Here is a 25,071-nt window from a genome sequence, read left to right on the forward strand (position 1 = left end):
TATCGCGGTGCAGTATACGCTGAATAAAGGGATTGCGGCGGGTTTGGACGCCTTGCCTAAAATGCTCTACGAACGAGTGGATCCCGGACGGCCGCTCCGCTGCGTCCGGGATGCCGGCCAACGGAAGCATTAGCCCATCGATAATGCCCGCTTTGACGGAGCTCACAGGCGGTTCACACTTCCACAACTTCTGGCATTTATAGGACGAAAGACAATTTTTTGGATTTCCTGATGCCGGTTCATCTATCGCTTGAGTACCAAGACTATTCCACACCCATGTTCGAGTTCGTTACAGAGCCAGAGAATATGGCGCTGATCGGCCTAAGCGTTGGATATCCGGTCGATGCCGGTCGTTTTGCAACGGTTGCCCGGCAGCAAAAAAATAAGAAGATCCACGATGTCTTTCCTCTGCCCGGCGTCAATGCGGTCAGCGAACGGTTCAAGGAAATTGTCGAGTCATACGAGCCGGGGGTTCATCAGTTTTTGCCCGTTGAATTGTTCGACAAAGCGGGCGATCGCGTGCCGGCCAACTATTACATCTTCAATTGTACCGTTTGTGTCGATGCAGTGCTTGTTGAACACTCCGAGGTGCGCTGGAGCCAACGGCGAGTTGAGCCCTATGATCCATTCCCCCGTGTGAAGCATTTGGACGAGGAAATCCTCAGTGCTCAGGCGATATCTGGACATCATGTTTGGTGCGGCGGTCTTTTTGAAACCAATGGCATCTATGTTTCGGATGCACTCTTTGACGATCTGAAACGCGCCAAGATCAAATACTTCAAGGAAAAGCCTTTGGCGACGATCGATGTCGCCTGGCGCCCTGAAGACAACATCCAACCGATCCTTGACTGGGTAAAACAGAACGGCCTGCCAACTGAGGGCCGAGTATCCCGGTTTTTGAAAAACTACGTTTAGCAGCAAGCCTGCCAGTTTCTCCGTCGCCACTGCCAGACTTGATCCACTGCTGTCCGGTTCAGCCAAACGACCCTTTATCGGCAGAGCCGGGCAATTTCCGCACCACTGCCCTCAAATGCACCGCCCACCATCAACTTCCATGGCAACGCCGGTGATCATCGAGGCTTCGTCCGAGCAGAGATAGCAGGCCGCGTTGCCGAGATCTTCCGGGGTGGAGAAGCGGCCGATGGGAATTGTCGAGAGGAATTTCGCCCGCATTTCCGGGGTGTCCTCGCCCATGAAGCTTTTCAGGAGCGGGGTTTCGCCGGCAACCGGGCAGAGCGCATTGACGCGCACGCCCTTCGGTGCCAGTTCGACGGCCATCGTCTTCGTTGCGGTGACCATCCAGCCCTTGGAGGCATTGTACCAGTTGAGGTTCGGGCGCGGGCTGAGACCGGCCGTGGATGCGACATTCAGGATCGCGCCGGAGCCGCGCTCGATCATTCCCGGCACAAAATGCTTCGCCATCAGGTAAACGGACTTACAGTTGACCGCCATCACACGGTCGAATTCGTCCTCGGTGACGTCCTGCATCGGCTTCGGCAGATGAGTGATCCCGGCATTGTTGACCAGAATGTCGACACCGCCGAGCTTGGAGGCCGCAGTTTGTGCAAGCTCCGAAACGCTGTCGTTGCTGGCCACATCTGCTTTTTTGGCGAAGCCACCAACCTCAGATGCAACCTGTTCCGCCAACTCGAGATTCAGATCCGCGATCAGTACCTTGGCGCCCTCAGTCGCGAACTTGCGCACAATGCCAGCACCAAAGCCGGATGCCCCGCCGGTGACAATCGCTGTTTTGCCCTGCAATCTCATGGGTCCAACTCCCTTAAATCATTTATCGTTTTGAAGATCAGCCGTGATAGGCGGCGACCGTTTTCAGCGTGGTGAAGCCATAAAGCGCTTCAAAGCCCTTTTCCCGGCCATGCCCGGATTTGCCGATACCGCCAAACGGCAGCTCCACGCCGCCGCCCGCGCCATAATTGTTGATGAAGACCTGACCGGTACGGATCTTCTTGGCAAGCCTCATTTGACGGGCGCCGTCCCGGCTCCAAATGCTGGCAACAAGGCCATAGTCCGTGCCGTTGGCAATCGCGACCGCTTCGTCCTCATCATCAAAGGGGATAATCACCTGAACGGGGCCGAAAATCTCATCGCGCGCCAGAACATGGTCCGGCTTGACCCCAGCGAACAGCGTTGGCGTCACGTAGCTACCGCCTTCCGGCGCATCCTGCAAAACGCCTTCAGCGGCCTTTTCAAGATCTGCACCCCGGTCGATGAAGGTTGAAACAATGCCCTGCTGCTTTTTCGAGATCAGCGGTCCGACATCAAAATCGGAGAGCGCTGGTCCCACCTTGAGTGCGCCGTAGCGGCCGGCCATGCGCTCAACGACCTGATCATAAAGCCCACGCTGAACCAGAATGCGGGAGGAGGCCGAACAGGTCTGGCCCGCATTCTGAATACCGGCATTCACCAGGAACGGCAGGGCCGCATCGAGGTCGGCATCATCAAACACAAGCTGCGGTGATTTTCCCCCAAGCTCCAGGGTGACCGGAATGACGTTTTTGGCAGCTGCCGTTTGAATGTGCACGCCGGTCGCAACGGAACCGGTAAAGCTGACATGATGAATGCCCGGATGGGACGAAAGCGCTGCGCCCGCCTCCGACCCAAGCCCCGGCACGACGTTCAACACCCCGTCCGGCAGCCCCGCTGCCTTGGCAAGATCGGCGAAGGCGAGGGCTGTCAGGCAGGCGTCTTCCGCAGGCTTCAAGACACAGGCGTTGCCGGTCGCAAGCGCTGCGCCAATCGACCGGCCGATGATCTGCATCGGATAGTTCCACGGAACGATATGACCGGTGACGCCGTGCGGTTCGCGCAATGTGTAAACCGTGTAGCCGTCGAGATAGGGAATGGTCTCGCCGTGGAGCTTGTCTGCGGCGCCACCATAGAATTCCAGATACCGGGCAAGGGCGATGGCGTCAGCGTGTGCCTGTTTCAGCGGTTTGCCGACATCAATCGCCTCGATACGCGCCAGATCCTCAACCTTCTCAAGAACCAGCTCGCGGAGCTTGAAGAGGATCCGTCCACGTTCGACCGCTGTCGTTTTGCCCCAAACGCCTTGGCGGGCGGCTTCGGCGGCTGCAACGGCGGCGTCAATGTCCTCCGATGTACCCCGGGCAATTGCACCGATCTCTTCCCCCGTTGAGGGATCGAAAAGCGGCAGCGTGCCGCCGCCTGCGGGCGCGGTCCACTCACCGTTGATCAGGCACTTGGCCGGATCGAACCAGAGATCCAACTCCTTGCGCATCGTTCCTCCTCAGGCCGCGCTAATATCGGCCGGCAAAACCGGCGCGGCGGCCACCAATTGTTTTGTGTAATCGTGTTTGGGCGCATCAAAGACGGCCCCGGTCGGGCCTTCCTCAACGATTTCGCCGGATTTCATGACCAGCACCCGGTCAGTGATCGAGCGGACCACGGACAGGTCATGGCTGATAAACAGATAGGTGAGATCGAGCCGGTCACTCAAATCCGCCAGCAAATCCAGAACCTGCGCGCGGACGGAGACATCGAGCGCGGACACCGCTTCATCCAGAATAATCAGATCCGGCTTGATGATGAGCGCCCGGGCAATTGCGATCCGCTGCCGCTGGCCACCACTGAACTCGTGGATGTATTTGTGCCGGTCCTCAGCGGTCAGGCCAACGCTCTCCAGCGCCTCGGCAATTGCCCGGTCCCGCTCCGCGCCCTTCGGCGGGTTATCCAACAAATGAAATGGCTCGGTGATCAGGCGCTCAACCTTCCAGCGCGGATTGAAACTTCCATACGGATCCTGAAACACGACCTGCATCCTGCGGCGGACCGCAAGGTTGGCGTGGTGATGGGTAAAGACCGGTTGACCATCGAACAGGATCTCGCCGCCCTGAACTTCTTCAAGGCCAAGGATGGCGCGGGTCAGAGTGGATTTTCCGCAGCCGGATTCCCCGACAAGACCAAGGCTTTCGCCTTTCTTGATTTCAAAGCTGACAGTGTTCACCGCTCGGAAGTGGACGGTCTTGCCCCACCAGCCGTGGGTGTGTGTGACGTAGTCCCGAACAACATTCTGAACCTTCAGAAGTGGTTTCTCCTGCACGAGCCCCTCCCGGTCCGGCACATGACTTGAGGCGGCAAGCAAAGCCTTGGAATAGGGGTGCTGCATGGTACGGAAGACCGTGTCTGCAGGCCCTGCTTCAACCACTTCACCGTTCTTCATGATCACCAGATCATCGGCAAGGTCTGCAACAACCGCCAGATCATGGCTGATCAGCATGAGACCCATGTTGTCTTCCGACACCAGCTTTTTCAAAAGCTCCAGAATTTGAGCTTGGGTGGTGACGTCCAGCGCAGTCGTCGGCTCATCCGCGATTAAGAGCTTTGGCCGCAAGGCAATCGCCATCGCAATCACCACCCGCTGCCGTTGACCGCCGGAGAGTTCATGCGGATAGCGGCTCAAAGGAAACTTATCTTGGGGGAGTTCTGCGCGGCGCAGCGCTTCGGCGGCCCGGACCATCGCCTCGGATTTTGAAACGTTTTCGTGCACCAGAATGGTTTCAGCCACCTGCGCCCCGATGGTTTGCAGCGGGTTGAGCGCGGTCATGGGCTCCTGAAACACCATACCGACGTCCCGCCCCCGAATGCGGCAGAGGTCCGGCTCGCTGAGTGCCAGGACATCTTGTCCGGCGAGCGAAATCTTGCCGGAGCAGGAGGTTCCATTTGGCAAGAGTTGCATGACGCTGAAAGCCGACATGGACTTGCCCGAGCCGCTTTCCCCAATCACGCCCAGGATCCGGCCCGGTGCAACCCGCATTGAAACATCTTTGAGAACCGGGATCCCGTGGATGGACAGCGACAGGTTTTCGATCGATAGAAGGCTCATACCCGCGCCCTCCGGAGTTTCGGATCAAGAAGATCCCGAAGGCCATCGCCCATCAGATTGAGGCCGAGCACCGTCAAAAGGATCGCAAGGCCTGGAAACAGCGCCAGATGGGGGGCCAGTGAGATCATCGTCTGACTGTCGGCGAGCATCCGCCCCCAGCTCGCCGTTGGCGGCTGAGCGCCGAGACCAACATAACTCAAGCCCGCTTCGGCCAGAATGCCGAGGGAAAACTGGATGGTGCCTTGCACGATCAGCAAGTTGGCAACGTTCGGCAGGATGTGTTCCATCGAGATCCGGGCCGGTCCTTTGCCTGCAACACGGGCCGCCAGAATGTAGTCCCGGTTCCACAAGGACAGCGCGGCGCCGCGTGTCAGGCGCGCAAATACCGGGATGTTGAAGATACCAATCGCAATGATGGCGTTAAGTGCGGATGCCCCGAAAACCGCGGTGATCATCACCGCAATCAAAAGGCTCGGGAAGGCAAACACCAGATCGTTTGCGCGCATGATGACTTCATCCAACCAGCCGCCTTTGCGCGCGGCGGCGGCCAGACCAAGAGGCACGCCGACAGACATGCCGATACCAACCGCGACCAGCGCGACGGCAATGGACGTGCGGGCACCGACCATAATCATGCTCAAAATGTCCCGGCCGAACTGATCCGTGCCAAGCCAGTGCTCCCAGCTTGGCAGTTTCATCCGGTTGGCGATGTTCAAGACGGTCGTGTCATACGGCACCCAGACAAGACTGATCAGCGCAGCAGCAACGAACAAAAGTGACAAAAACAGGCCCGGCAACAGGGTGCGGCTGTGAAAAAGGACACTCATCAGCGGCGCCTCCGCAGGCGCGGATCAACCCAGGCATAGGCCATGTCGACCGCGAAATTGACGACGATTACCGCGAACACCAGAAGCATCACCACGCTTTCAACGACAATGAGATCGCGGGCGCTGATCGACTGGAACACCAGACGGCCGAGGCCGGGCAAAAAGAAGACATTTTCTATGATGATCGCCCCAGCCAGCAGGAAGGAGAATTGCAAGCCGAGAATGGTGAGCACTGGAATCAAGGCGTTGCGCACAGCATGCCGCCAGAGCGCCTGCCCTTTTGTCAGCCCCTTTGCGCGTGCTGTCCGGATAAAATCCTCCCCAAGCGTGTCCAGCAAACTGGACCGCATCACACGCGTCAGGATGCTAGCTTGCGGCAGCGCCAGAGCGATCGCTGGAAGGGTCAAAGCCTTCATACCTGCGAAAAACCCGGCGTCCCAGCCGGGAAACCCGCCTGCGGAAAACCAACGCAGATTGATCGCGAAGACAAGCACCATCAGCATCGCAAACCAGAAGTTCGGGATCGCCACGCCAAGCTGGGTCACACCCATAACAGACGCATCGGCGGCCGAGCCTCTGCGGGACGCCGCCCAGATACCCGCTGGGAAGGCGATCAGTGTGCTGAGCGTGAGGGCGTAAATCGCCAGCGGTAGAGAGACCCACAACCGGTCACCGATCATCTCGGACACGGGCGTCCGGTAGGTATAGGAAACACCAAAGTCTCCAACCAACAACCCGCCGGCCCAGGACAGGTACCGTTGAAAGATGGAGCCCGTCAGTCCCAGTTCTTCGCGGAGCGCCTGGAGCGTATCTTCCTGCGCATTGAGGCCGAGCATGTAAGCCGCCGGATCGCCCGGCACGACTTCGAGCGCCAGAAAAATCACAATCGACGCAGCGACCAGGCTCAAGCTCAAAGACAACAGACGTTTTAGAAAATAGTGGAGCATGGACTTTCTGTTCGGCAACCGGCAAAGGCCGCCCTTGCCATGGCGTTAACTTCGGCTTGGAACGCCGAGCCGGCGCTATGTCATCTGATTTCAATCTCTTCGCAAAACCAAGAGACTGAAGGCTCACCTTGAGGAAGCGTGGCACGGGTTTCACTGTGCCAAGCCCCCTCAAGGTGATGCTTAACCCCGCGTTCCGGTGGGTTGAAACGCTTGAGGAGTTAAGGTCAAGTCAGGATCACTCCTCCCAATAGACAGCCGTCATATCTGCCGCAGGGGTTGGCTGGTTGACCCAAAGGCCCTGTATCTTCGCATTTGCCACCGTCGGGAAGGCAAGCTGGAACAGATAGCCGTTCACATAGTCCTTAGAGAGCATTTCCTGAGCCTGTTTCAAAAGCTCGGACCGCTTTTCCGGATCGTTTTCGGCGGTGAGGTTTTCAAAGAGCTTCTGGAACTCGGGATTGTCGTACTGGAAGTAATAATCCGGGCGAGCATAGATGCCGATATCCATCGGTTCCACGTGACTGACGATTGTCAGACCATAGTCCTTGCCACGGAACACTTGTTCCAGCCACTGCGCCCATTCCAGATTGGAGATCTCGGTTTCAATGCCGACAGCGCGCAGCTGCGCGGCAATGATTTCCCCTCCCCGGCGGGCATAGGAGGGCGGCGGCAGTTTCAGGGTCGTCGTAAATCCGTCCGGGTAGCCCGCTTCCGCCAGCAGCTTCTTGGAGAGTTCCGGGTCGTAGGCGCTGTTGGCGGTCAGATCGACATAGTCCGGATTGTGCGGGGCAAAGTGTGTGCCGATTGGCGTGCCATAGCCGAACATGGCGCCATCAATAATTGCCTGACGGTCGATGGCATGCGCGATCGCCTCGCGGACTTTAACGTTGTCGAGCGGCGGCAGCTTGTTGTTGGTCGATAGGATTGTCTCGCCTTCGGTCGATCCAACCAACACCTGAAACCGCGGATCAGCCTCGAATTGCGGAAGGTTTTCTGGTGCAGGAAACCCAACAAAGGCATTGACGTCTTCCGCCATCACAGCGGCGAAGGCTGCGGTCGGATCGGAAATGAACTTGAAGGTTACATTGTCCAGTTTGGCTGGGGTGCCCCAATAGTCAGCGTTTTTCTCAAGATCGATCCGGTCACCCTGAACCCAATTCGAGAACCTGAATGCGCCCGTACCGATCGGGTTGGTTTTGATGTTTTCAATAGACTCCGGCGCAACGATCACCGCATCGCCCCAAGCCAAATTGAACAACAGACTGCCATTTGGCGCTGAGAGCGTGACCGCCACGGTCTGCGGGTCGACAACTTCAACGGACTCAATGCCGGTGAACAACGCTTTTTGCGCATTCTGACTGTCATCAGATCGCGCGCGATCCAGACTGAATTTCACGTCTTCGGCCGTCATATCGGTGCCATCGTGGAACTTGACGCCGGACTGCAGTTTGAAAGTGTAGGTCTTGCCGTCTTCGGAAATCTCCCAGCTCTCTGCGAGGCCGGGCAAAATGGATCCGTCCGGTCCGAAGCGGGTCAGTCCTTCAAAGACATTTGAATAAAGGACCGAATCAATAGCGCCGGCAGCCGCACTGGTCGGGTCCAGGTGCGGTGGTTCCAGCTGCATGGCCACAGTAATATCGCTCTTTGCATGGGCCAACCCCATGCTGGCAGACAATGCCAAGGCACTGATCAGGCCTGTTCCGACTTTTCCCAAACGCATAGCTACTCCCCTTTTGCTGTCCCGCTTACCGCGGCTTTACCAGCAGCTCGACCAACGAACGCGCGACCGCCTTCACTGACACAAGCGTATCAACTACTCCGGCACCGTCGTCCGGCTTTAGCGCCACACCCAGAGTGCCAGGTCCATAGCCTACACAATTTTTGAGTTTGCCGGTCCGGTCAACAAGCTTTTGATCCTACATGCCGCCTCTGATGAGGTGGCTGACCCGTTTGCCCGCGGTCATAGGGATCGCGCACTCCAATGCATCCGCCCACTGTGGCCTGCTTTCGGTCATGCCCGGGACCATCCGGTGAAAATCGCACACATTGTAGCAAGCTCATTGTTGGCAACTCATCGATAAACTATGCTACGAACTACCTACGGTTCCTACACCGTACAATCACGGTGACTTATGCTTGAGCTCGACCAAATAGCCTACGACCATGCCCCGATGGGTCTTGTTCTGACCGAACATCGGGTTATCCGTACCTGCAACGACACATTTGCGCAGATGTTCGGATATGAGAAGGAAGATCTGATCGGCCAGAGCTTTCGGCTGCTCTACGGAACGGATCACGAGTTTCATCAGGTCCGAGACATCGGACTGGGACCCTTGCGACAGTCCTTACCGTATTCGGATGAGCGGCTGATGCGGTGTGCCGACGGAAACCGGATCTGGTGCCGGTTCCGCGCACGGACGCTGACACCTGAAGATCCACTGGCGCGGACCGTTCTGAGTTTTGCCCTGATAGAAACAAAGGACAGCGGCCCACAGCTCACCAAACGGGAGCGGGAAGTTGTCCTGTTGTTGTCTCAGGGCAAGACGAGCAAGGAAATCGCCCGCGACCTTGGCCTTTCGCCACGCACTGTCGAAGATGTACGCGCCCGGCTTTTGAAGAAATTCGAAGTCAAGAACGTTGCTGTTCTGCTCGCCCGTTTGGCGGGTCTGTCTGGGCTCTCAGGGCCTGGCTCTCCAATGAGCTAGAGGCGCTCGGCCTTCTCCGCTTCATAGAGCGAAAGGACGTCCGTCCGGCGGCAGAGTTCAGTGCCGGAGGTCAAGGCCGTTGCAGCGCCAGCCGCCACCCCCAGCAGGAAGGCCTCCTCCATCGGGTGTCCTTCCGTCAGCGACCAGACCAGCGCGCCAACAAAACTGTCGCCCGCACCAACGGCTGACTTTGCTGCAACGTGCCGGGCCGGCACCCGCAAGACGGTGTCCTTGTTAACCAGAAGCGCGCCCTTTGTGCCCAGCGTGACTGTGACGTTTTCTGCAGCGCCTTTGTCGACCAGTTTTTTCGCGAAATTCCGCACGCCGTCTTCATCAAGCGGCCGGCCTGCAAGTTTTTGAAGTTCGCCCAAGCTTGGTTTGAATAAAAACACGTTTCCATGATCCAGCGCCGCCTTCAAAGCAGGCCCGGACGTGTCGATCACAAACCGCCCCCCGCGCTGAACTACTGGATCAATCATCTTCGCATAGGTGTCTTCCGGGACACCGCGCGGCAAGGATCCGCTGGCCACCACATAGTCCGCATCGGTTTCACCAAGGAGATCAATGATCGGCTGGAGCTCGCTGCTGGCCACCTCCGGTCCTTCCGGTACAAACCGGTATTCAATCCCCGAGGTTTCCTCGTGCACCGCAAACGCCATCCGGACCGGATTCGAAATGGGAAAACTGTGCAGGGCAATTCCGGTTTCGGCTAAAAAAGCATCTAGCAGAATTCCCGTTGCGCCGCCCGAAAGATAGGTCAGTTCCGGATTTCCACCGAGTTCGAAAATCACACGCGCTACGTTGACACCGCCACCGCCCGGATCCTGCCGTTGATTGGTGGTGCGCGTCTTGTGCATGGACTGCACCCGCTCTGCATCACAGGAAACATCGATGGTGGGATTGAGCGCGATGCAAAGAACTTTGGTCATGGGATCCGTTTCGCTGGTGTCCCACTTGTTTTGCAAAAGTCTGGGGTCGTTCTCAAGTCCGGTGAACTGCGCAAGAGAAAACCCCTCTCCGATTGGGGAGAGGGGTTCGGGACTTTAGACTTCAACTGTTGTTTACCCGGCCGCGCGCCGGGGTTCAGCTTCGGTGAGGTCCCGGCTCACGGCCGGGACAGCACACACCTAAGGACTGAAAGCCAGTTATCACCCAGCCGCTGCCACAGCCCGTTTTGCCATGACTGTGACCAGATTGGCGCGGTAAGCAGCCGAACCATGCAGATCCGACAAGAGATCATCCGCATTCGGCGCAATACCGGAGACCGCGTCCGCCGACCAGTTGCTGCCAAGAGCGGCTTCCATGTCGTTCATACGGAAAACGCCATCTTGCCCTGCTCCGGTGACAGCAACCTTGACGGCCCCATCTGAGCCCTGAGCAACGAACACACCGGCCATGGCATAACGGGATGCCGGGTTCGGGTATTTGGCATATGCGCTCTTCTGGGCGCCCGGGAACTTCACGGACTGAACCACTTCGTCTTCGTCCAGAGCGGTCTCGAACATCCCGGTGAAGAAGTCTTCTGCGGAAAGTTCCCGCTTGTTGGTGACAACAGTCGCGCCCAGCGCCACAAGCGCCGACGGATAGTCAGCGGCGGGATCGTTGTTGGCAATGGAACCGCCGATCGTACCCATGTGACGGACCGCCGGGTCGCCAATGCCGCCTGCCAGAGACGCAAGGCCCGGCAGTTTGGATTTGACGATATCGTTGGACGCGACTTCCGCATGGGTGGTCGCCGCGCCGATGGCGACACCGTCGCCGTCAGCGCAGATGCCCTTCATTTCGGCGATCTGGGTCACATCCACAAGATCGGACGGCGCTGCGAGGCGCTGCTTCATGGTCGGCAGCAGGGTTTGGCCGCCGCCCAGGATTTTGCCGTCGTCAGCTTTTGCAAGCAGGTCCGCGGCTTCGGCAGCAGAACCGGCCCGGTGATAGGTTGTTTCATACATTTCAGGGTCTCCCCAAAAAAACTTCTCAATTAGGCGGGCGGCACGAACCGCCCGGAATGATGTTCGCCAACGGCCTTATTCGGCTGCCTGCTTCATGCCGGACTGCGCCAACGCCCAGACCCGCTCCGGTGTTGCCGGCATAGTTAGGTCATTGGAGCCCAAAGCATCCGTGATCGCATTGATCACAGCTGGTGGAGAGCCGATCGCCCCCGCCTCGCCGCAGCCTTTCATGCCAAGCGGATTGCCGGGGCACTCCGTGACATGGGTGGAAAGCTGGTAGGACGGCACGTCATCCGCGCGCGGCATAGTGTAGTCCATGTAGGATGCCGTCAGAAGCTGACCGCCTTCGTCATAGGCCGCATTTTCAAGGAGCGCTTGGCCAATGCCTTGCGTGATCCCGCCATGGACCTGGCCTTCCACAATCATCGGATTGATGATCTTGCCGAAGTCATCCGCAGCCGTGAAGTTGACGATTTCCGTCTTTCCGGTTTCCGGATCGATCTCGACCTCACAGACATACGTTCCTGCCGGGAAGGTGAAGTTGGTCGGGTCGTAGAATGCACCTTCTTTCAAGCCCGGCTCCATGCCCTCCGGCAGGTTGTGCGCGGTATATGCCGCAAGCGCGACCTCAGTGAAGGTCAGCTTCTTGTCGGTGCCGGCCACTTTCAGCTCGCCGCCCTCGATCTGGATGTCACCTTCGGCGGCTTCCATCAGGTGCGCTGCGATCTTCTTGGCCTTGGATTCGACCTTGTCGAGCGCCTTGACAATCGCGGACATGCCCACGGCTCCGGAGCGGGACCCATAGGTGCCCATGCCGAACTGCACTTTGTCGGTATCGCCGTGGACGATGGAAACCGTATCGGTATCGAGGCCAAACCGCTCACTGATCAGCTGGGCAAAAGTGGTTTCGTGCCCCTGACCGTGGCTGTGCGAGCCAGTTAAAACCTCGATGGTGCCAACCGGGTTGACCCGGACTTCAGCCGATTCCCAAAGACCGACACCAGCACCAAGTGACCCGACCGCTGCAGACGGCGCAATGCCGCAAGCTTCAATGTAGCAGCTGAGGCCAATGCCGCGCAGCTTGCCACGGGACGCGGCTTCCGCCTTGCGTGCAGCAAAACCATCGTAGTCTGCTGCCTTCAAGGCCGCATCCAGCGTCGCGTCGTAGTCGCCGGCGTCGTAACACATGATCACCGGAGTCTGATGCGGGAAGGCCCGGATGAAGTTCTTCCGGCGGAACTCCGCCGGAGACAATCCGACCTCCCGTGCCGCCGTTTCCATCATGCGCTCAACCAGATAGGTCGCTTCCGGACGCCCAGCGCCGCGATAGGCGTCAACCGGGGTCGTGTTGGTGTAGACCGCTTTCACGTTGGCGTGGATGGCCGGAATATCGTACTGGCCCGACAGCAGAGTTGCATAGAGATACGTCGGTACGGACGACGAAAACAGCGACATATAAGCGCCAATGTTCGCAACGGTCTTGACGCGGAAGCCAAGGATCTTGTTGTCGGCATCAAGCGCCAGTTCCGCCTCGGAGCGGTGATCACGGCCATGCGCATCGGTGAGGAACGCCTCGGTGCGGTCCGAGACCCACTTAACCGGGCGTCCGACGCGTTTGGACGCCCACAGGCAGACCATTTCTTCCGGGTAGATATAGATCTTGGACCCGAATCCACCGCCGACATCCGGAGCGATTACACGGAGTTTGTGTTCCGGCGCAACGGCGTAAAACGCGGACAGCACCAAACGGGCCACATGCGGGTTTTGTGATGTGGTGTAGAGCGTGTAGTGCTCTTCGGCATCATCATATCCGGCAAGCGCCGCGCGCGGCTCCATCGGATTGGGCACCAGACGGTTGTTGTGGATCTCCATCTTGGTAACGTGAGCGGCCTTTTCAAAGGCTTCGTTCGTTGCAGCCTCGTCGCCAATTTCCCAATCGAAAATCAGATTACCTTCGGCTTCCGGGTGGAGCTGCGGCGCGCCGGGCTTCAGGGCATCGAGCGGATCGACGACGGCGTCCAGTTCCTCGTAATCGACAACAACCGCATCCGCAGCATCGCGTGCCTGGGCTTGAGTATCGGCGATAACAACGGCAACAGCCTGACCGACATGACGGACGATTTCCGGCTCAAGGGCGCGCCAGCCGCCCATTTTCATCGGTGTGCCGTCCTTGGAATGGATCATCCAGCCGCAGATCAGGTTGCCGATCCCGTCGCCAACAAGTTGATCTCCGGTCAGAACGGCATCAACACCGGGCATCGCCAAAGCGGCCTCGGCATCAATGCCTGTTACTTTTGCATGTGCGTGCGGTGACCGCACAAAAGCGGCATAGCCCATGCCCGGCATGGTCATATCATCGGTGTACTTGCCCTTGCCGGTGATAAAACGCTTGTCTTCCTTGCGCAGGGCGCGGGCGCCAATCCCTTCTACTGCCATCACTCTCTCCCTAAAACTGTGTGGCTTTGGCCTCTACCGTCTGTGCTGCACCGTTCCTCCCGGCAACACATGGACAGTCAGGCCGTGTATCCGTCCCATGCACCGCAGTGCATGCGAGATTGCTGCGAGTAACTTGTGTTACTCGGCGGCCTGGGCCATTCCGGCCATTTGGTCAGAAGCGGATTTGATCGCCTTGACGATATTCTGGTAACCGGTGCAGCGGCAGATGTTGCCTTCCAGCTCGTGGCGAATGGTTTTTTCATCCAGGTTGCCGGCACCATGGCGGTTGATCATATCGATCGCGCTCATGATCATCCCGGGTGTACAGAAGCCGCATTGCAGACCGTGATGCTCGCGGAAAGCTGCCTGGACCGGATGCAGATTGTCCGCACTGCCGACGCCTTCAAGGGTCACAACCTCGGCGCCATCGGCCTGAGCCGCCAGCATGGTACAGGATTTCACGGCCTTGCCGTTCACATGCACCACACAGGCTCCGCACTGCGAGGTATCGCAGCCCACATGGGTTCCAGTCAAACCGCGCACATCCCGGATGAACCCGACCAGAAGCGTGCGGTCCTCCACATCTGCCGAAACGGACTTGCCGTTCAGCACCATCGACACTTTTGCCATGAATTCTTCTCCCTCAGATACTTCCAGATCGGAACACCCGCGTCCAAAGGGTCTTCTGATCCAATTTCCTCCGGCTTAGCGCCGGTTGTTCGGCTTGTCCGGTCTGGCTCTAAAGTCAGTCCCGGATCCTCCATCCAGAGACTTTCCAAAACACCGGACCATACGTCAACTGCCGCCGAAACGGCGGCAGTCAAATTCAGCTGGCCAATGCCAACACAACGATGAGGCCTGCCAAGGCAATCAATCCCCAGACCATGGGGCCGCCAAACGCTCCGCGACCGGCTGCCGCTTCAATGTTTTCTTCCGCCTTGTGCAGCTGGTCTTCGACAGCGTGTTCGGCTTCTTCCAGTGCATGAACGACCCCAGAAGGGGTGTCTTCAACCGCAAGCCGCTTGGCTTCTTCTGCAACGCCAGGGTCCAATTCCTCGGCGTTTCCAGCAGACGCCTCTGCAACCGTTTCGGTGGTTTCTTCTGCCGCGGGTGCAGGACCGGCAACGGCTTCAGAAAACTTTGCGAAAAAGTCTTCCGCCATTTTCTTCGCAGTGGAATCGATCAGCCGGCTGCCAAGCTGCGCCAGCTTGCCGCCAACTTGCGCCTTTGCGGTGTACTCCAGCAACGTGCCGCCTTCGACTTCGGTCAGCTTCACGTCTGCGGAGCCTTTCGCAAACCCAGCGACGCCGCCCTTGCCTTCACCCACGATCGTATAGCTCTCCGGAGCATTGATGTTCTCAAGGGTGACCGCACCTTTGAACTTGGCTTTCACCGGACCAATCTTTGAGGTCACGGCTGCCGTCATTTCGGTGTCGGATGTTTTTTCGAGGGATTCACAACCGGGAATGCTGGCTTTCAAAATCTCCGCATCATTCAGTGCGGTCCAGACAGCATCCCGCGATGCTGCAATCACCTGACTGCCCGATATATCCATTGTGGTCCTCCAAAGCCGATTTTTTTCCAAAATCGTTGGTTCATAGAAAAGAACAGAGTGCTGTCCCTGTACACTGTACTTTAGGTCACGCCCTCCAAATCCGATACCGCGACCAGAGCAGGAACCAGGCTTGCTTTACAAGTCTTCGTTTCAACAGCTACAAATTTATAGTGGTGACGGCAATCCCGGAGACAAGAGGCCGCTGTCATCCGGGAGGATACTTTGGACGCGAATGCCTGGACGCAATTTGGCTGCGGGGTCGTAGCTTTGACCGCTCGCCAGCCAGACGATGCTCGATTTTGGGCAGATCTGGAAGCCGCCGCTCAAACTTTGGCGTATTCCCTTGGATTGATCTTTTATTCCCAGGACAGTTTTCCGGCGGAACTAATTCAGTCGAGAATGGCAAAGCACGCTGGCGGTTTGCCCTATGCGGCGTGTTCAACAGCCGACGAAATCGGCGGTGTGGATGAGGGCGCCGGCCGGTGTCTGGCCATCTTGTTCCCGAAAGATCAGTTTGCGATCACGCCATTCAGGATCGACGGGATCCGGTCCATCGGTTTTGACCGCATCGTAGCCCAGGTGAAACAGGAACGGCAGGCCTTTGAACACGACCCAGAACCATTTCCGGGCACGGAAGACAAAGGCGACACCTTTGCCCTATGCCTGATCGACGGTCTTTCCGTTGTGGAGGAGATGGTCACCGCTGCCCTGCACTGGGCTTTGGAGGACATCCCTCTCCTTGGCGGCTCCGCTGGCGACAGCATGCATTTTTCAAAGACATCCCTGATCCTCAACGGGGCAGCAGGGGATGATTGCGCCATCGTCCTTTTGTGCCGCAGCCGCATCCCTTTCAAGATCTTCAAGACCGACAACTTCATTCCGACCGACCGAAAGCTGGTTGTCACCCGTTCCGATCCAGCACGCAGGATTATTTACGAGTTCAACGCCGCTGAAGCTGCGTCCGAGTATGCCCTTGCTGTCGGGCTTGATCCTTCGTCGCTGTCTCCGCTGAGTTTTGCATCCCATCCGCTCGTCGTCCGGGTTGGCGGTGAGTATTACTGCCGCTCGGTGCAGAAGGTAAACCCGGACGGGTCGCTCTCCTTCTTCTGTGCAATCGACGACGGGATTGTCCTGACCGTTGCCGAGCCCACGGGCATGAGCCGGTCAACGCGGGAAGCGTTTGAAAGTGTCGATGCGGAGATCGGCGGCATCGATTTTGTACTCGGGTTCGACTGCGCCCTTCGCCGGATTGATGCGCAAAACCGGCAGGCAACGCAGCGCATCAACGCGATCTACGACGCTTACAATGTGCTCGGCTTCAACACATACGGCGAGCAGTATCTGTCGATGCATCTCAATCACACGTTCACCGGAATTGCCTTCGCGAAACCTCCAGCCGAACCGGAACCACCGTCATGAGCCTTTACGATATCGACGACCCGGTCCGGCTGAAAAAGATCAATGCGGCGCTGGTCAACCGGGTCGAACAGGCGGTTGATCAGCAACGCAATGCGTTTTCGCTGTTTGAAACGGCGATTTCCCTTGAGGGGCAAATCCGAAAACGGACCGATGAGCTGACATCCGCCTTGCGCCGCGTGGAAGAGATCAACGTGGAGCTTGCCCGCCAGAAAGACATATCCGAGCGCGCCAACCGGTCGAAAACACAGTTTCTCGCGGCTGCCAGCCATGACATTCTGCAGCCGCTCAATGCAGCCCAGTTGACGATCTCGTCTCTCTACGACCTGCAGCACTCCGACAAGGCGAAAGCTATGGTCGCGCAGGTCGAACGGTCACTCGACACGATGAATGAGCTCTTGCGCACGCTGCTTGATATTTCGCGTCTGGATGCCGGCGTGACGATGCCGCGGTTCACTTCCGTGCCGATCCCACCGATCTTGGACAGTCTTTTGTCTGATCTCCGGCCCATGGCGGAAAAGAAGGGGCTGCGGCTGCGGGTGGCCGTGACAAATGACTGCGTCTACACCGACCGGCTCATGCTGCGGCGCGCACTTCAAAACCTGATCTCCAACGCCATCCATTATACGGACAAAGGCGGTGTCTTGATCGGCACCCGGCGTCAAGGGGATCGGATTTCAATTGAAGTGATCGATACCGGTCGCGGAATACCGGAAGACCAGCAGGAAAAGATCTTTGAGGAATTTCATCGCGGACCGCTATCGGAGGGAGCAGCAGATCAAGGAACCGGACTGGGCTTGGGCCTTGCCATCGTCAATCGTCTTGTGACCGCGCTCAATCACGAGGTCTCCGTTCAATCATCTCTCGGAAAAGGTAGCGTCTTCCGCATCAGTGCGCTTAGGGCCTCCACTCCCCCGGCATTGCAAACTACAGAAGCACAGCCGTCGGCTCTACCCGCAGCCAAGGGCAACCTTTCCGGCCGCAAGATAATGGTTCTGGAAAATGATCCGGCCGTTATTGAAGCAATGGAGGGGTTGCTTGCCAATTGGGGCTGCGAATTCAAGGTTGGGCGGTCCACACGGGATGCGCTGGAAGCTCTAGAGAGCTCACACTGGATCCCGGACCTGATCATCGCCGATCACCATTTGGATCATGGCACTCTCGGAACTGAAACACTGGCCAAGCTTTTCACCATCCTGCCAACCAAAGTGCCAGCAATCCTTGCGACAGCCGATGCCTCCGAAACTGTTGTTGAAGAAGCCAAGCGGCTTGGTGTTGAACACATGCCGAAGCCTGTGAAACCGGCGCAATTGCGGGCTCTGGCAACGCATCTGATCAACGGCGGCGAATAGTCTCTATCAGCTATTGGACCGATTAGGCGGGCGCTGTTGCTGTTGACAGCTCAAACGGACTGGCGGTGCCCAGCGCCTCAAGGCGATTGACCTCAATGACGGCCTGCGTCCGGCTGGAAACACTCAATTTGCGCAAGATTTCAGACACATGCGCCTTGACTGTGGTTTCGCCAACCGACAGCTCATAGGCAATCTGCTTATTGAGAAGGCCATTGCAGATCATTTGCAACACACGGATCTGCTGAGGCGTCAGGCTGGACAGCCGTTCGATCATCTTGCGGGTATCATCGTCAATCGGGTCTTCCGCACCATCAGCATAGGTTTCCGGCACATAAACTGCCCCGTTCATAACCTGCTGAATGGCATCGGCCAGCGTCGTCTTCTTCGAGGATTTCGGAATGAAACCAGCCGCACCATAAGCCAGCACTTGCGCAATGATCGGTGGATCCTCAGCCCCTGAGACGACCACGACCGGAAGGCGCGGATAATGGGTTCGCAAATGCAGCAGCCCGTCCATTCCCTTGACGCCAGGCATCGATAGATCCAGGAGCGCCAGATCAAAGCCAGCGTCGTCCTGCAAGAGCTGGTTCGCCTCATCAAGTGAGGCTGCATCGAGCGTATCTGAGTTCGGATAGGCAAGCTCAACGGCACTGTGCAACGCTTCGCGAAACAGCGGGTGATCATCGATGATCAGAAATTTGCTGGCGTTGCCGGTCTCCATGGACATTGCTGCGGACCTCCCTTCCGCGTCTTGATATCTGCCGCCTCATAGCCACTGTGCCTATTATCTGGCCACGGTGCGAACAGACCACCAGTCTTTCGCGGTCCCTGTCCGAACTCAACTGTTCTTTAGATCAAGTACAAGAACCGTGACGAATGCGTTGGCCTATAGGTCCGCGACCTTGATCACCGTCGTACCGATTTTGGTGCCAGCTTCCACAAAGGCATGGGCTTCGGCAGTCTGGTCCAGTGAGAACGTACGGGCAACTGGATGCTGCAATTCGTTGTTGGTCAGCCAGCCGGTGATGTCGACAACAGCAGCGGTTCGCGCGGCTTCGGGCAGGACATAGACCAGCACCATCCGCAAGGTCTGCCCGGCAAACATCATTGGGTAAAACGGAAGTTTCGGTTCCGGGTCCGCCATGGAGCCATAGGCAGCAACCGTTCCATTCTGCGCCAGCACCTTTTGTGTGACGGAGAGATTGCCTCCGAACTCCACCTCGACGATCCGGTCCACACCCTTTCCATCCGTTGCGTCCAAAATGGCTGCAGCAACATCTTCGGCGCGATAGTTCAAAACGACATCCGCGCCCATCTTCCGCGCATGCTCAGCCTTTTCCTCAGAGCTGACGGTGGTGAACACCCTGGCACCGCGCAGTTTGGCCATCTGGATGGCATAAGACCCCACAGTTCCCGCGCCGCCGGTCACCAAAATATGCTGGCCGTCGATTGGACCATCGGCAAAGAGGCAGCGGTGCGCGGTCATTGCAGGAATGCCGAGACAAGCGCCCGCCTCGAAACTTGCCTCCGGAGGCAGATAGACCGCCTGCTCCTCGTGCAGGGCGACCAGCGTGGCGTTCGATCCATGTGGCCGTTTCCAAGCCGCATTCCAAAGCCACACCCGCTCGCCGATACGCTCTTCATTCACACCTTCACCAACGGCCACGATCCGGCCGGCACCATCGCTGTGCGGAATGATGCGCTCAAAAGCCATCGGCCCCCGAGCACCTGCCCGGGATTTCACATCCGAAGGGTTGGGAGCTGAAGTTGCCACTTGCACAAGAACTTCGCCTGGAGCCGGTGTGGGATCGTCCAGATCTCCAACGATAATTACTTCGGAGGCCGGTCCATTTTTTTCGTAGTACGCGGCTTTCATGTCTTTGTTCCTGCTCTTGGTTTTAGCGGGTGACCGGTTTGCGGGTCATTGAGCACCAATATGGTGTGCGAATAGGACCGAGCCCGAAAATAAAAGTGTTTTCCCGGCATATTTTCTCATTGCTCCACCCATCACCGATCCTTCCTTGGAGGAGATCCGAACTCAAGCCGGTAGGCGCGGGTCATCGCACTGGCGTTTTGGTATCCGCAGCGCACGGCGATCTCCGCGATGGTCAGATCCGTCGACTGAACCAGACGGCGCGCTTCCCTGAGCCGGATTGATTTGTAAACCGCCAACGGCGTCATTCCGAACTCGGACCGAAACCGGGTTTCCAGCAGACGCTGGTCAACTTTAAGCCTTCCTGCAACAGCGGGAATAGCGAGCGGAGTTTCAATGTTCCGCCGCATCAACGCGGTTGCTTCGCGCATGAGGGCATCACCGGAACGCACTGGCAACAGGTCCGGACGCTCGCCGCTGCTGCCGTGCATGAACAGCGCAGCCACTTCCAGCGCAAAGAGCGGACTATGGTCTTTCTTGATAATCTCCAGCATCAACTCAAATGTCGTAGACGCCCCGCCACAGGAGGCAATCCGGTCTTCCAGCACAAACCGGTCTTCAACAACGTCGATATCTGGAAAGGTTTCGGAAAAACCTGAAAACTCATCCCAATGAATGGTGACACGAGCATCTTCGAGAACGCCGGCGGCCGCGAGCATCCATGCACCCGTGTCGAGACCTCCAAGCAACTTGAACCGCCTCCGGGCCGCCCGGAGGATCTGATGCAGCTTTGGAGTTGAAAAGGCCTTGAAGCCGTAACTCGGCATAACGAACAGATAGTCCCCGCCCGGCGGCGCGTGCTGCCACTTGAGCGTTTCAACTGGTAGCCCGCTGGACGACATCACCGTGCCGCCCTCGACGCTGACATGCTGCCAGGAATAGAGCTGCTTACGAGCGATGGTGTTGGCGGCCCGGAAAGGCTCGACAGCGTTCGCCAGGCAATGATTGGAAAAGTTGTCGAACAGCAGCACGCAAATTGACCGACCCTGCGGAATATTCTCGTTTTCAGTTTTTCTCAAAACCTGCATGATTTCTTACCAAAACTGCACAGACGATCAGCTTGCTTTCTCTCACTCTCAATCCATCAAATCAAGAGAGGCGCCGGCGATGCATTTTGGCCTGACCGAAGAACAAGAAATGATCGTGTCCACCGTACGGTCTTTCGTTGAGAACGAAATCTACCCGCACGAGGAGATGGTGGAGAAGACCGGTCAGGTGCCCCATGAGCTTGGAGAAGAGCTGAAACAAAAGTGCATCGATCTCGGATTTTATGCCTGCAACTTTCCGGAAAGTGTTGGCGGCGCGGGCCTCGACCACCTCGATTTCACACTTGTGGAGCGCGAGCTTGGCCGTGGATCCATGGCGCTTAACCACTTCTTCGGACGTCCGCAAAACATCCTGATGGCCTGTGAAGGCGAGCAGAAAGAGAAGTACCTGCTACCGGCTGTGCGCGGCGAGAAAATGGACGCGTTGGCCATGACGGAGCCGGACGCCGGGTCCGATGTCCGGGGCATGAAATGTCTGGCCGTACGCGATGGCCGGGACTGGGTGATCAACGGCTCCAAACACTTCATTTCCGGGGCCGAGCATGCCGATTTCTTTATCGTCTTTGTGGCGACCGGCGTGGATGAAACGCCAAAAGGACCAAAAAAACGGATCACCTGCTTTCTGGTGGATCGCGGCACGCCTGGTTTCGAAGTGCGCGACGGCTACAACTCCGTCAGTCACAAGGGTTACAAGAATTACATTCTGTACTTCGACCAATGCCGTTTGCCGGATGCGCAGGTGCTGGGTGAAGTCGACGGCGGCTTTGAGGTCATGAACGAATGGCTTTATGCCACGCGCCTGACCGTTGCGGCCATGAGCGTTGGCCGCGCACGCCGCTGCTTCGACTACGCGGTGAACTATGCTGCCGAACGCAAGCAATTCGGCCAGTCCATTGCAAAGTTCCAGGGTGTTAGCTTCCAAGTCGCCGACATGATCACCGAGATCGACGCGGCGGACTGGTTGACACTTGCCGGTGCTTGGCGTCTCGACCAAGGCCTGCCCGCCAACCGGGAAATTGCCAGTGCCAAGGTCTATGCGACCGAGATGCTGGCGCGCGTGACCGACACTACGCTGCAGATCTTTGGCGGCATGGGTCTGATGGATGATTTTCCGATCGAACGTTTCTGGCGCGATGCGCGGGTTGAGCGGATCTGGGACGGCACCAGCGAAATTCAACGACACATCATCAGCCGGGACATTTTCCGTCCGCTGGGAGCATAAGGATGCGGTCCTTGAACCGGCTGCTGAACCCGCGCTCGATTGCGGTTGTGGGCGGGGGCACTTGGTGCGAAAGCGTACTCAATCAATGTCACGCCTTTGGCTACACGGGCCAATTGACGGCCGTTCATCCAAAACGCAGCGAGATCGCAGGTTTTCCGGCGGTCTCGTCCCTTGACCAGTTGAATGAGGTGCCGGACGCGATCTTTGTCGGCGTCAACCGGCATGCGACCATCGAGGTGATCCGTCAGGCAGCAAAATTGGGCGCAGGCGGTGCAGTTTGTTTTGCGTCCGGCTTCCGGGAAGCTGCGGCAGAACTGAAAGATGGCGCCAACCTCCAGGAAGAGCTGGTTGCCGCCGCCGATGACATGCCGATCCTCGGGCCCAATTGCTACGGGTTCATCAACGCGCTGGAGACCGCGTCGCTCTGGCCGGATCAGCACGGCCTTGCGAAAGTTTCCGGCGGCGTTGCCATTATCTCGCAAAGTTCCAACATCGCCCTGAACCTCACTATGCAGGCGCGCGGCCTGCCGATTGCCTACATCATGACCGTCGGCAATCAGGCGCAGTCGGGATTGTCTCACATTGGCGAAGCTTTGCTCGACGATGACCGGGTTACAGCGATAGGCCTTCATATTGAGGGGATCGATAATCTCAAGTCTTTTGAAGCCTTCGCGAGAAAGGCCTGGGCCTGCGGAAAACCGGTTGTGGCGCTGAAGACCGGCCGTTCCGATCAGGCTCAGGCCGCCACGGTCTCGCATACGGCCTCCATTGCCGGCTCGTCCGCAGGCGCGACGGCCCTGTTTGACCGGCTCGGTATTGCAGAAGTCCAGTCACTGCCGGTGCTTCTGGAAACGCTCAAGCTCCTGCACGTCCATGGACCGCTTAAATCTGCGCGGATCGCATCGCTCTCCTGTTCCGGTGGCGAAGCCAGCCTGATGGCGGATCTCGGATTGGCCCATAATGTTGTTTTTCCCAACCTCATACAAATCCAGTCAGACGGACTGAGAGACGCGCTCGGGCCCAAGGTCGCGCTCGCCAACCCGCTCGATTATCACACCTATATCTGGGGTGACTCGGATGCGATGACGGCCACTTTTGCCGCCATGATGGCCGGAGATCTGGCACTTGGCCTCGTGGTCCTGGATTTCCCACGGGAAGACCGCTGCGATGGCACCGAGTGGGAAAAGGTGATCGGCTCCATCGAGATGGCTGCCAACCTGTCGAACAAGCCGATGGGCATTGTAAGCTCTTTGGTCGAAGCACTGCCGGAAACCATTGCGACCGACCTGATCGACCGTGGCTTGGTTCCCTTTTCAGGCATGGAAGAGGCCCTTGCAGCCATCGCCGCGGCTTCAAACATGAGCCCCCCTCCGGCTGATAACGTCTTCACCTCACCACCATTGACGAACCCTGAAACCCTGAGCGAACACGAAGCCAAGCGACAGCTTGAAGCTTTCGGGATCTGCGTCCCCAAAAGCGCTTCCGCAGCCTCCCCGCAGGAGGCGGCAGAAGTGGCCGAACACGTTGGTTTTCCCGTTGTTTTGAAAGGGCAAGGCATCGCGCATAAAAGCGAAGCCGGGGCGGTGGTTCTCAATCTCAATTCCCGGGAAGATGTTCGGTTGGCTGCGGAAAAAATGTCTGTCGGTACCTTTCTCGTGGAGGAAATGGTCACCGGCGCGCAGGCAGAGCTCCTGATCGGCATCGTGAGGGACCCTGGGCACGGGCATGTTCTGACTATCGCTGCCGGGGGCGTTTTGACCGAACTCCTGCAAGACGGCGTGTCCCTCACCGTTCCCGCAGGCCGTTCAGAAATTGAAAAAGCTCTCGGAAAACTGAAAATCTCAAAAGTGCTCGCCGGCTACCGCGGCCGGCCTGCTTGCGACCTTCCCAAAATTCTCGATACGATCATGGCTCTCCAAGACTACGTTCAATCCGGAACAGTCGAAGAGGCCGAGATAAATCCCCTTCTTTGCGGCCGGGACTTTGCGATTGCGGCCGATGCCCTCATCAGATGCGGACAAAACCATGACGGATAATCCAATCAAGACAAGCGTCTCCGGCCATATTTTGGAGGTCACACTGGACCGGCCAAAGGCCAATGCCATCGACCTCAAAACAAGCCGGATCATGGGAGATGTCTTCACTAACTTTCGCGACAACCCGGATCTGCGGGTGGCGATCGTAACAGGCGCCGGTGAGAAGTTCTTCTGCCCGGGCTGGGACCTTAAGGCTGCCGCTGACGGTGATGCGGTGGATGGTGATTACGGCACAGGCGGCTTTGGCGGATTGCAGGAATTACGCGGCCTCAACAAGCCGGTGATCGCGGCCGTCAATGGTATTTGCTGCGGCGGCGGGCTGGAGCTCGCCCTGTCTGCCGACATCATCCTGGCTGCCGATCATGCGACGTTTGCCCTGCCGGAAATCCGCTCCGGCACCGTGGCCGACGCAGCCAGCATCAAGCTGCCCAAACGCATCCCTTATCACATTGCCATGGAAATGCTCCTGACCGGCCGCTGGATCGATGTCGAGGAAGCTGCCCGCTGGGGTCTCGTCAATCACGTCTATCCGGCTGCTGACTTGATGACAGAGGCACGAAAGATGGCCGAGTTGCTCGCCTCCGGCCCACCGCTTGTCTACGCCGCGATCAAGGAAGTCGTGCGTGAAGCGGAAGACATGAAATTCCAGGACGCAATGAACCGCATCACCAAGAGCCAGTTCGAAACCGTCGAACGCCTCTATCGATCGGAAGATCAACTTGAGGGCGCCCGCGCCTTTGCTGAAAAACGCGCCCCGGTCTGGAAGGGCCGATAAAAGAGGAA

General features: G+C 57.9%; 21 protein-coding genes. 7 read left to right on the forward strand and 14 right to left on the reverse strand.

Features of this window, described 5'->3' with window-relative positions; genetic code table 11:
• Positions 1-231: 231 nt before the first annotated feature.
• Positions 232-915 carry an imm11 family protein gene (locus ACVDG4_RS23715; protein ID WP_447236915.1) on the forward strand — a complete coding sequence of 228 codons (684 nt, stop codon included), beginning with the start codon at positions 232-234 and terminating at the stop codon, positions 913-915.
• A gap of 111 nt (positions 916-1,026) precedes the next feature.
• On the opposite strand, the gene ACVDG4_RS23720 is transcribed toward ACVDG4_RS23715, so the two are convergent.
• The 6 genes from ACVDG4_RS23720 to ACVDG4_RS23745 all read right to left on the reverse strand — a co-directional run bounded on the left by ACVDG4_RS23720 (position 1,027) and on the right by ACVDG4_RS23745 (position 8,358).
• Positions 1,027-1,767 carry an SDR family oxidoreductase gene (locus ACVDG4_RS23720; protein WP_447236916.1) on the reverse strand — a complete coding sequence of 247 codons (741 nt, stop codon included), beginning with the start codon at positions 1,765-1,767 and terminating at the stop codon, positions 1,027-1,029.
• A gap of 37 nt (positions 1,768-1,804) precedes the next feature.
• Positions 1,805-3,259 (reverse strand): aldehyde dehydrogenase family protein, encoded by a 1,455-nt coding sequence (locus ACVDG4_RS23725; protein ID WP_447236917.1) that lies wholly within the window; start codon positions 3,257-3,259, stop codon positions 1,805-1,807.
• 9 nt (positions 3,260-3,268) lie between these two features.
• Entirely contained in the window at positions 3,269-4,864 is a 1,596-nt protein-coding gene (locus ACVDG4_RS23730) for an ABC transporter ATP-binding protein (protein ID WP_447236918.1), read from the reverse strand.
• Entirely contained in the window at positions 4,861-5,691 is an 831-nt protein-coding gene (locus tag ACVDG4_RS23735; protein WP_447236919.1) for an ABC transporter permease, read from the reverse strand. The genes ACVDG4_RS23730 and ACVDG4_RS23735 overlap by 4 nt, the downstream gene beginning before the upstream one ends.
• A complete protein-coding gene (locus ACVDG4_RS23740; RefSeq protein ID WP_209176682.1) occupies positions 5,691-6,638 on the reverse strand; it encodes an ABC transporter permease in 948 nt (315 codons plus the stop codon). Before ACVDG4_RS23740 ends, ACVDG4_RS23735 begins: the two co-directional genes overlap by 1 nt.
• 235 nt (positions 6,639-6,873) lie before the next feature.
• Complete coding sequence (locus ACVDG4_RS23745) at positions 6,874-8,358, reverse strand: ABC transporter substrate-binding protein (RefSeq protein WP_306150402.1); 1,485 nt, start codon at positions 8,356-8,358, stop codon at positions 6,874-6,876.
• 412 nt (positions 8,359-8,770) lie between these two features.
• Between ACVDG4_RS23745 and ACVDG4_RS23750 the strand changes: the two genes are divergently transcribed.
• Positions 8,771-9,343 (forward strand): LuxR C-terminal-related transcriptional regulator, encoded by a 573-nt coding sequence (locus ACVDG4_RS23750; RefSeq protein WP_133945598.1) that lies wholly within the window; start codon positions 8,771-8,773, stop codon positions 9,341-9,343.
• On the opposite strand, the gene ACVDG4_RS23755 is transcribed toward ACVDG4_RS23750, so the two are convergent.
• From ACVDG4_RS23755 to ACVDG4_RS23775, 5 genes are all read right to left on the reverse strand, one after another.
• Positions 9,340-10,272: a 1-phosphofructokinase family hexose kinase gene (locus ACVDG4_RS23755; RefSeq protein ID WP_447236920.1), complete on the reverse strand. Its 933-nt coding sequence runs from the start codon at positions 10,270-10,272 to the stop codon at positions 9,340-9,342. The genes ACVDG4_RS23750 and ACVDG4_RS23755 overlap by 4 nt on opposite strands.
• Before the next feature lie 219 nt (positions 10,273-10,491).
• On the reverse strand, positions 10,492-11,292 hold the full coding sequence (locus ACVDG4_RS23760) for an FAD binding domain-containing protein (protein WP_447236921.1): 801 nt from the start codon (positions 11,290-11,292) through the stop codon (positions 10,492-10,494).
• Between the two features lie 75 nt (positions 11,293-11,367).
• Entirely contained in the window at positions 11,368-13,728 is a 2,361-nt protein-coding gene (locus ACVDG4_RS23765; protein WP_447236922.1) for a xanthine dehydrogenase family protein molybdopterin-binding subunit, read from the reverse strand.
• Between the two features lie 138 nt (positions 13,729-13,866).
• A complete protein-coding gene (locus ACVDG4_RS23770; RefSeq protein ID WP_133945589.1) occupies positions 13,867-14,358 on the reverse strand; it encodes a (2Fe-2S)-binding protein in 492 nt (163 codons plus the stop codon).
• A gap of 196 nt (positions 14,359-14,554) precedes the next feature.
• Positions 14,555-15,283 (reverse strand): SRPBCC family protein, encoded by a 729-nt coding sequence (locus ACVDG4_RS23775; protein WP_447236923.1) that lies wholly within the window; start codon positions 15,281-15,283, stop codon positions 14,555-14,557.
• A gap of 222 nt (positions 15,284-15,505) precedes the next feature.
• Between ACVDG4_RS23775 and ACVDG4_RS23780 the strand changes: the two genes are divergently transcribed.
• Together ACVDG4_RS23780 and ACVDG4_RS23785 are read left to right on the forward strand one after the other, a co-directional pair.
• On the forward strand, positions 15,506-16,702 hold the full coding sequence (locus ACVDG4_RS23780; RefSeq protein ID WP_447236924.1) for an FIST N-terminal domain-containing protein: 1,197 nt from the start codon (positions 15,506-15,508) through the stop codon (positions 16,700-16,702).
• Positions 16,699-18,051: an ATP-binding response regulator gene (locus ACVDG4_RS23785; protein ID WP_447236925.1), complete on the forward strand. Its 1,353-nt coding sequence runs from the start codon at positions 16,699-16,701 to the stop codon at positions 18,049-18,051. Before ACVDG4_RS23780 ends, ACVDG4_RS23785 begins: the two co-directional genes overlap by 4 nt.
• A 22-nt stretch (positions 18,052-18,073) precedes the next feature.
• Here the strand turns inward: ACVDG4_RS23785 and ACVDG4_RS23790 are convergent, their stop codons facing one another.
• The 3 genes from ACVDG4_RS23790 to ACVDG4_RS23800 all read right to left on the reverse strand — a co-directional run bounded on the left by ACVDG4_RS23790 (position 18,074) and on the right by ACVDG4_RS23800 (position 21,012).
• Positions 18,074-18,778, reverse strand: coding sequence for a response regulator (locus ACVDG4_RS23790; protein ID WP_447236926.1), 705 nt, complete (start codon positions 18,776-18,778; stop codon positions 18,074-18,076).
• A 159-nt stretch (positions 18,779-18,937) separates the two neighbouring features.
• Positions 18,938-19,927, reverse strand: coding sequence for an NADPH:quinone reductase (locus ACVDG4_RS23795; protein ID WP_447236927.1), 990 nt, complete (start codon positions 19,925-19,927; stop codon positions 18,938-18,940).
• A 131-nt stretch (positions 19,928-20,058) separates the two neighbouring features.
• Complete coding sequence (locus ACVDG4_RS23800; protein ID WP_447236928.1) at positions 20,059-21,012, reverse strand: GlxA family transcriptional regulator; 954 nt, start codon at positions 21,010-21,012, stop codon at positions 20,059-20,061.
• A gap of 79 nt (positions 21,013-21,091) precedes the next feature.
• On the opposite strand from ACVDG4_RS23800, the gene ACVDG4_RS23805 reads away from it, so the two are divergent.
• Genes ACVDG4_RS23805 through ACVDG4_RS23815 form a run of 3 tightly spaced genes read left to right on the forward strand, consistent with a single transcriptional unit; the run spans position 21,092 to position 25,063 of the window.
• Complete coding sequence (locus tag ACVDG4_RS23805; protein ID WP_447236929.1) at positions 21,092-22,252, forward strand: acyl-CoA dehydrogenase family protein; 1,161 nt, start codon at positions 21,092-21,094, stop codon at positions 22,250-22,252.
• 2 nt (positions 22,253-22,254) lie between these two features.
• The gene (locus ACVDG4_RS23810) at positions 22,255-24,288 is read left to right on the forward strand and encodes an acetate--CoA ligase family protein (RefSeq protein WP_447236930.1); all 2,034 of its coding nucleotides are present in this window, start codon (positions 22,255-22,257) and stop codon (positions 24,286-24,288) included.
• Positions 24,278-25,063: a carnitinyl-CoA dehydratase gene (locus ACVDG4_RS23815; RefSeq protein WP_447236931.1), complete on the forward strand. Its 786-nt coding sequence runs from the start codon at positions 24,278-24,280 to the stop codon at positions 25,061-25,063. The genes ACVDG4_RS23810 and ACVDG4_RS23815 overlap by 11 nt, the downstream gene beginning before the upstream one ends.
• The last annotated feature ends 8 nt before the right edge of the window (positions 25,064-25,071 follow it).

The sequence above is a fragment of the Roseibium sp. MB-4 genome, assembly GCF_053005265.1.